Here is a 7651-nt window from a genome sequence, read left to right as displayed (position 1 = left end):
AGCTCACGCCGGAGCACGAGGCCCGGGAGCAAACGAAGGTTCGGGAGAGAATATACGTGATTCGTTTGCACTAGGTTTGCCAAGAACTGAACGTGCGTTTCTAGCTTGCAAAAGCTCTCCTTGACGAAGGCATAACATGTGGTACCCAACCCACGGATAGCAGCGTGCCGACCGTCGCTCGCATTTTTGCTCTCGCGCCACGTGCTCAGGCAGAAAAAATAGAGGGTTTGACAAAAACGTTCATAGCAACGAATCTCAGACACTCTATTTGCCGTTTATCCTCTGTTTGGAGCAGTAAAGACTGAAATAACGTTGCCCAGCTTCGTTACATTTTGAGGAGGGTTATTTTTACTCAGTTAGCGATCATCAACTTCGTTATAAAATTTCGTTCACGTTCTGAGTCACATTTTCGATCTAAGCCCTGGGAAAGGAACAGTCTTGGATAAGAGCTATAGCTTAGCTCACACAAAGTGGATGTGCAAATACTACATTGAAGATCCGTTATGCAGCAACAAGAGCAAAAAGAAATAAACCAGTTTAACTGGTAAGTGAAAGTGACAAGTAACAAGTAACACTGAGCCTGAACAGATTTGTGGTCAGGCTAGCGTCTTTAGGCGCAGTTTGGCAACAGAGGGTTATACCCCAACAACAAACCACCCGTCCAACGGGTGGTCATGATTGGATAAACTAATGTAATTTCTGGACTTCACTTATTTCGCTGCATTAGGCACAGGTTCGCTCTCAAGCTTCGCCAGAGCCTCCTTACTTACGTCTACGCGCTTGACGAACAGCGTAAGCACTAGCGCAACCACGGTCGTCGCAGCCGCAATCAGGAAGGAATATTGAATCCCTTCAAGCAGAGCTGTTTGGCCGATTTGGGCCTTCACTTGATCCGTAATCGTGGTTGGATCCATGGCTGCAATTTGACTGGCCGCACTCGATTTCGTTTTCGAGTTCATGATCGATACGAAAATCGCGGTACCAATCGCACCAGCAACCTGCTGAACCGTGTTGTTCGCTGCCGTACCATGCGGATTCAGGCGCGTAGGCAGCTGATTCAGGCCGTTGGTCATAATCGGCATCATGACCATGGAGATCCCGAACATACGCAGGGAGTAGAGCATGATGATATGGTTATACGTCGTCTCCAAATTGAATTTGGACATCATAAACGTAGCAATAGCGGTAATGGTCAAGCCGACAAAACCGAGCACACGCGGTCCGAACTTATCGAAGAGCTTCCCGGTGATCGGGGACATGATCCCCATAACGATAGCACCCGGCAGCATCATTAGACCGGAATCCAGCGGCGTAATGCCGCGCACATTTTGCACATAGGCTGGTGTCAGAATCATACCCGAGAACAGCGCCGCCGCATTGACGGCCGAAATGATGGCAGCCATCGAATACATCGGATATTTATAAATGCCCAGGTTCAATAGCGGAATTTCAAGGCGCAGCTGACGAATGACGAACAGCGTAACTCCAATGACGCCGGCAACGATGCAGGTTATGACCAGAGGGTCGCCCCAGCCGGCGCTGCTGGCGTCACTGAAGCCGTACAGCAATCCGCCAAAACCGATCGTGCTAAGCACCACGGAGAAGTAGTCCAGCTTGGTCTCCTTCGTCGGCATCACGCTGCGGAACTTCCAGATGGCCAGCAGCAGCGCGATCACCGCAAACGGTAGAATCATCTCGAACAGCAGGCGCCAATCGTGATATTCCACGATATAACCGGAAAGCGTCGGCCCGATGGCCGGGGCCACGATCATGACCAGACCGAATACCCCCATAGCTGCGCCGCGCTTCTCACGCGGGAAGCTGATGAGCATAATGTTCATCAACAAAGGCGACATGACGGAGGAGCCTGCGGCCTGGATCATCCGGCCGGCGATTAGCCAGCCGAAGTTTGGAGAAATCGCAGCGATCAAGGTTCCTACGGTAAAAATGGATAAGGCCGTAATAAACAAGGTGCGATTCGTAAATTTCATCAAAAGAAAGGCCGATACGGGAATCAGAATCCCGCTGACCAGCATATAGCCGGTGGACAGCCATTGAACGGCGGAATAATCGATGCTGAAATCATGCATGATCGTCGGCAAAGCGACATTAAGTAATGAATTATTAAGAAAGGCAACAAAGGTTGCAAAAAATAACAAGCCAATCATTAAGTAGGGCGGCTTTTCTAACTGTTTGACAGTGCTGCTCATACAGAAGTTTCTCCTATCTCTATTTAAAATTTAAGTCACTTGATGATTTTATATCATCGGTACAATAAAATCAAGTTTTTAGACCCAGGGTATAATTCACATTGTATTTCTGAAGTTTCGCGGATATACTTGTTGGTATAATGATGTACGGAGGAACTCATGAATCGACGTAAAATGCAAGTGGTGGACCATGCTTTTGCCCTGTTTATTGAAAAGGGCATCATGCAAACCTCTATTCAAGATATTATTGAACGAGCAGGCATCTCCAAAGGGACGTTCTACAATTATTTCTCATCGAAAAACGATTGCGTCAGCGCCGTATTAGAAAAGCTGCGTTACGAAGCCCGCATGAAAAGAAGCGAGCTGCAGATCGGCAAGGATCCCAGCGATATCCACGTCTTAATCGAGCAAATCGCGATGATCTCGCAAACGAGCCAGAAATACGGCTTATCCGCCTTGTTCGAGGAAATCCTGCATTCCAGGGATAAAGAAATGAAGCAATATGTCATGCACCATCGCATCGTAGAAATCGGATGGCTCGCGGACCGTCTGGTTGACGTTTACGGCGAAAAATTACGCCGATGCGCTTTTGAGGCCGCTGTAATTTTCATGGGGATTCAACAGCACCTGATGTTCACGGCCAAGAATATCAATCAAACCCTCGATCCAAAGGATGTCGCCAGTACAGTATTGCCGCACTACATGAGCCATATTATCGAATGCCTGGTTGAGAGGAACACCTCCGTCATTGACGATGAGAAGCTGCATGTGATGAAAGGCCAACTGACGCAGGAAGAGGTCAAGCAGAAGGATATTTTGCAGGCGATGGACGATTTCTCATGCCAGCTTAGATTCACGAAATCGCAAGCCGATCTGTCGGCAGCGCTGCGCTATGAAATGGAACAGCAGCCTCTGCGCGAGGCGGTCGTCAACGCACTTCTGAAGCCGTATATTGAGGTTTTCAAAGGCTCTGACGGCTACGACCAAGCTAAGGATATTATGACCATGATCTGGAGATATATGAGACAATAGATGAATAGATATCCACATCATGCAAAGCCCCTGTTCTCCTAAGAGACAGGGGCTTGCTCATTTAGATTGGACCAAAAGGGATCTTCGGCCAAGCGATAATCCTCGCCGTGTACAGCAAGAAGAGCAAGGCAGCCTTGTCCTTCGTGAATGCGGCAATCCGGATAATGGGAGCCGATAGACGTTACCGATGACTTCAGCTAACAGACAGCAATTGTATTCATGAAAATACCGCCAAGCGGCCACACTTGCTGCCACTGGACGGTATTTTTCATAGTAATTATGTACTTAAATAAATAAGGGAATAAGGCCCTTCTTATTGCCTTCTTAAGAATTACTTGTTTAAAAGCGCATTTGCAATCAGCATGTCGAACCTGCGGATATCGACGCCCTTTTGCAGCTTCACTTTAATATGGCCTGCGCGAGTCCATAATTCCACCTCTGCGTTCATATCGAGAAATCCGCCGGCATTTTCCGTGGACCACATATCAATCGAAGAGTAAGGCAGCGAGTAAATCTCGACCTTCTTTCCCGTTAAACCCTGTGCATCTCTGACAATTAACCGTTTGTTGGTAAATATAGCGCTGTCCCTAAAAGTTTTGTAAGCAGCAACTGCCGCTTCCCCTGGAACGAGCAAACCATTTACATCCGGTGGAATCGGGCACTCCGCTACCAGTGTCCATTCAAGAATATGACGTGTCTCTGCCATTGATATAACCTCCTAATGATACCGCTCTCAATCCAATTGATAAATTGATAGATTCAGAATAACACAAGTTCAGATGGCCGGGAATGCTTGCGTGGGTCGATTTTGCAAAACTTTTGAGCTTGGCTCAGCTTTTGAGCTTAATTGTGCTTTTGAGCTTGGCTCAGCTTTTGAGTTTAATTCGGCTTTTGAGTTTAATCCGGCTTTTGAACTTGATTCGGCTTTGAGCTTGAATCGGCATTTGAGCTTGTGTGGCTTTGGTATGATCATCCAGGCAGGCTGTCGGGCACCATGTAGTCGATATTTTCGTGGCGGACGGTGGTACATCGTTTTTTTAGAGCTTGTTTCGTTATTCGTTATTGGCATCTAGTCTAGCAAACAAAAGACCGCTATACTGTTAATTATACATCTGGTCACTCCTCACAGTTGGATTGGTAGCACAACAACCATCTATCTTACGGGAATGGCAGATGTTTTTCTTTTTTTTCAAGCACTATGCTCTGTTTAGATCTTATATTTAGGAGGTTTTTTGTTTGTCTGTTGTTGTCAAAAAGTTTTCACCAGTAAGCATGAATAGTCGCGGGGTAGTTAAGCTGTTAAAAAGTAAGGTGCTCTTATCCTTCCTTGTATTTATGTTTGGATGGATTGGGTCGGCCAATACCTTTGCTGCGGGAAATACCGAGGAGATTCAAACTCCTGTAGAAATGGTAGTTAATGGGGAGTTTATTTTAACTGATGTATCGCCTGTTTTTGATCAGTCCCATTTGTTGGTTCCGATCCGCGCTCTTTCTTCCATGGGGTTATCCTATGAATGGCATCCTTCTACGGGGAAAGTCAGGATTTTCAATCATTATCAGGGTATTTTCCTGGAAATTATCCAAGATAGCCAAACCGCTCTTCGGGACGGGAAACCTCTCGAAATGACAATTCCGGCTCAAAACCGAAATGGGCGTATGATGGTGCCCCTTCGTTTCATTACCGAGGCATTCGGCTACAAGGTGCAGTATGAAACGATTCGCAAGATGGTTTTTATCAACTCGCCGGAGTATAAGTTTAATCCCTCTCTAATCGAACAGGGGGATTTGCAGGCTGCACGCAAAGCTGCCATTGCTCTGCCGATCACGTCCGATTTCAAAGAATTAGGCTTTCCAACAAGGCCTAACCATGGGTATGTTTTTATAGCAGGAAGAGCAGATTCATATAGATTCGATGATCAGTACACTACTTCATTTGTGGAGATTAAAGATGGGGAGGCGAAGCTTATTGCACAATATGTATCTGGACCACGTTCGACTTTTTCGCATAAGGCAGGTAACATTGAAACCTTTGGAGAGCCTCTGATGCAGCAGTATTATGGTCCTCCCTTTGGCGATCCGGTTTCTTTTGTTGCATTGGGAGATGGAACTTCTATAACGGGGTATTATGAAGGAGAGGTATCTCCTGGCTTTATAACTCCAATCACTCTTTATTCCGATATCATCCAGGAGATTCCCGGAAATCGGTGATCTCCACCGATCTAACCATTGATCAGCGTTAGAACGCCCTCTACAGCAATAGAAAAGCGGTAAGCCGCTATCTACATCGTTAGAGCGGTGAGTCTGCATCATTGGAACTGTGAATCTGCATCAAAATCGGCAAATCCTTTTTGTGGATTTGCCGATTCTTTTTAACGTTGGCTGGAGTTGATAGTTCAAGAGCTTTGTTATCCCTTGATCGAACCGATCATGACACCCTTCTCAAAATATTTCTGGATAAACGGATAGATCATCAAAATCGGCAGCGTGGATACGATAATGACGCCGTACTTGATCTGGTCGGCATATCTCTGCGCGTATCCTCCCGCGTCTCCTCCGGTGCCCGCCCCACCGGCAAACACCTGATTAGACAGCAGGATGTCCCGCAAAATAATTTGCAGCGGCTGCAGGTTATTATTGCGAATATAGATCAGCGCCGTAAAGAAGTCATTCCAATGCCCGACCAAATAATAGAGGCCGATCACGGAGATCATCGCTTTCGAAAGCGGCAGCGCCACCTTGAAGAAAAAGGTGAAGTGCGAGCAGCCGTCCATGACCGCCGCCTCGTGCAGTTCCTGCGGCAGCGAGCTCTCGAAGAACGTCCGGGCGATAATTAAATAGAAGATGTTGACGCAGAACGGGATAATGAACACCCAAATCGTATTCGTCAGATGCAAATCCTTCATCAGCAGGTAAGTCGGAATAAGGCCGCCGTTGAAGAACATCGTCACGACAAAAATAAACATAATGACCTTCCTCGCCCGGAACTCCCGCCGGGACAGCACATACGCCGCCGGCAGCGTGAACAGCATGTTGACCAAGGTGCCAAACAGGGTGTAGAACACCGTGTTCCGGTAGCCCGTCCAGATCCGCATATCCTTGAAAATCTCCTGATATCCAAAGAAGCTGATATTTTTCGGCACCAGCCATACCTTGCCTGTTGCTACGAGCGTGGAGTCGCTGAAGGAAGCGATCACGATGAAATACAGCGGATAAATGATGATTAGAAAAATAAACGTGCACAGCAGCCCAAGCGTGATTTTGAAGGCCAGTTCTTTGCCATTGAGGCGGGCTCGTCCCCGGGCTTTGCTGCTAGGCGGCAGTGCCCCAGGGAGGCCCGGTCCTGTGCCATTTAGGCGTGGCCCGGCCCGATGGATATGTGGGGTTCCGCTGCTGGCCCCGCTACTGATCCCGTGGCTTCCGTTGCCAGCCCCCTTGCTGCTCATTCGCGTAGAATCCATGTCCGTTCCTCCTTTCCTCGCTGGCTTTTAGAATAAGCTCGTCTCGGATACCCGCTTCGAGATCGTGTTCATGGCGAACAGGAAGATAAAGTTGATCACCGTATTGAACAGGCCAATGGCCGAGGCCAGGCTGAACTGGCTCGAGACGATCCCGATTTTGTACACATAGGTGGCAATGACCTCGGACACGGGCAGATTGAGCGAGTTCTGCATCAGGAATATTTTCTCGAAGCCGGTACTGAGAATGTTGCCCATGCTGAGAATGAACAAAATAATAATCGTCGGCACAAGCGCCGGAATATCAACAAAGCGAATCGTCTGCCAGCGACTGGCCCCGTCGATGCGGGCTGCGTCATAGAGCTGGGGATCAACCGTGGACAGGGCGGCCAGATAGATAATGCTGTTCCAGCCGCAGTGCTGCCAAATATCCGAGAGCACATACACCGGAATGAAGGTGCCGGTTGAGGCGAGCAGGTTGATATGCCCCAGCCCGACCGCTTTCATCAAATGACCGACGACCCCAGTCTCCGCCGACAGCAGCACATTCAGCATGCCCACCAGCACGATCACCGAGATGAAGTGCGGCAGATAGACGGTGGTCTGCATGAGCTGCTTCATTTTTTTGCGCCGAATCTGGTTGAGAATCAACGCCAAAATGATGGGAGCCGGAAAACCAAGCACAATGCTCGCCAGGCTGATCAGAAAGGTGTTCCGCATCAGGTCGGTGAACAGATAACTGTCAATGAATTGCTGAAAATACGCCAGTCCCCGCCATTCGCCCCCGGTCAGTCCCTTGCTGAAGTCATAATCGCGAAAAGCGAGCTGAATCCCGTACATCGGGATGTAATTGAAAATCAGAATGACGATGATCGCCGGGAGGATCATGATCCAGAGTTGATAGTCGCGCGTGACGGCGTGAACTAGCCCTTTGCGAGTCTGCATATGAACCCC

At 48.2% G+C, this 7651-nt stretch carries 6 protein-coding genes; 2 read left to right on the top strand and 4 right to left on the bottom strand.

All coding sequences use genetic code 11. The features are described 5' to 3' along the window. Nucleotides 1-710 precede the first annotated feature (710 nt). Nucleotides 711-2210 carry a DHA2 family efflux MFS transporter permease subunit gene (locus tag G358_RS0119565; RefSeq protein WP_019638947.1) on the bottom strand — a complete coding sequence of 500 codons (1500 nt, stop codon included), beginning with the start codon at nucleotides 2208-2210 and terminating at the stop codon, nucleotides 711-713. A gap of 159 nt (nucleotides 2211-2369) precedes the next feature. Between G358_RS0119565 and G358_RS30515 the strand changes: the two genes are divergently transcribed. After that, on the top strand, nucleotides 2370-3242 hold the full coding sequence (locus G358_RS30515; RefSeq protein WP_019638946.1) for a TetR/AcrR family transcriptional regulator: 873 nt from the start codon (nucleotides 2370-2372) through the stop codon (nucleotides 3240-3242). 331 nt (nucleotides 3243-3573) lie between these two features. On the opposite strand, the gene G358_RS0119555 is transcribed toward G358_RS30515, so the two are convergent. Beyond that, nucleotides 3574-3948, bottom strand: coding sequence for a PH domain-containing protein (locus tag G358_RS0119555; protein WP_019638945.1), 375 nt, complete (start codon nucleotides 3946-3948; stop codon nucleotides 3574-3576). Nucleotides 3949-4478: 530 nt separating this feature from the next. Between G358_RS0119555 and G358_RS0119545 the strand changes: the two genes are divergently transcribed. Then, entirely contained in the window at nucleotides 4479-5450 is a 972-nt protein-coding gene (locus G358_RS0119545; protein ID WP_019638943.1) for a copper amine oxidase N-terminal domain-containing protein, read from the top strand. 197 nt (nucleotides 5451-5647) lie between these two features. On the opposite strand, the gene G358_RS0119540 is transcribed toward G358_RS0119545, so the two are convergent. Then, entirely contained in the window at nucleotides 5648-6700 is a 1053-nt protein-coding gene (locus G358_RS0119540) for a carbohydrate ABC transporter permease (protein WP_019638942.1), read from the bottom strand. 27 nt (nucleotides 6701-6727) lie between these two features. Further along, nucleotides 6728-7642 (bottom strand): ABC transporter permease, encoded by a 915-nt coding sequence (locus G358_RS0119535; RefSeq protein WP_019638941.1) that lies wholly within the window; start codon nucleotides 7640-7642, stop codon nucleotides 6728-6730. Nucleotides 7643-7651: the final 9 nt, after the last annotated feature.

Origin of the sequence: Paenibacillus fonticola DSM 21315 (genome assembly GCF_000381905.1) — a bacterium.
Taxonomy (GTDB): Bacteria; Bacillota; Bacilli; order Paenibacillales; family Paenibacillaceae; genus Fontibacillus; species Fontibacillus fonticola.
The sequence above is the reverse complement of the archived record's forward strand: the minus strand, read 5'-3'. Positions and strand labels throughout refer to the sequence as shown.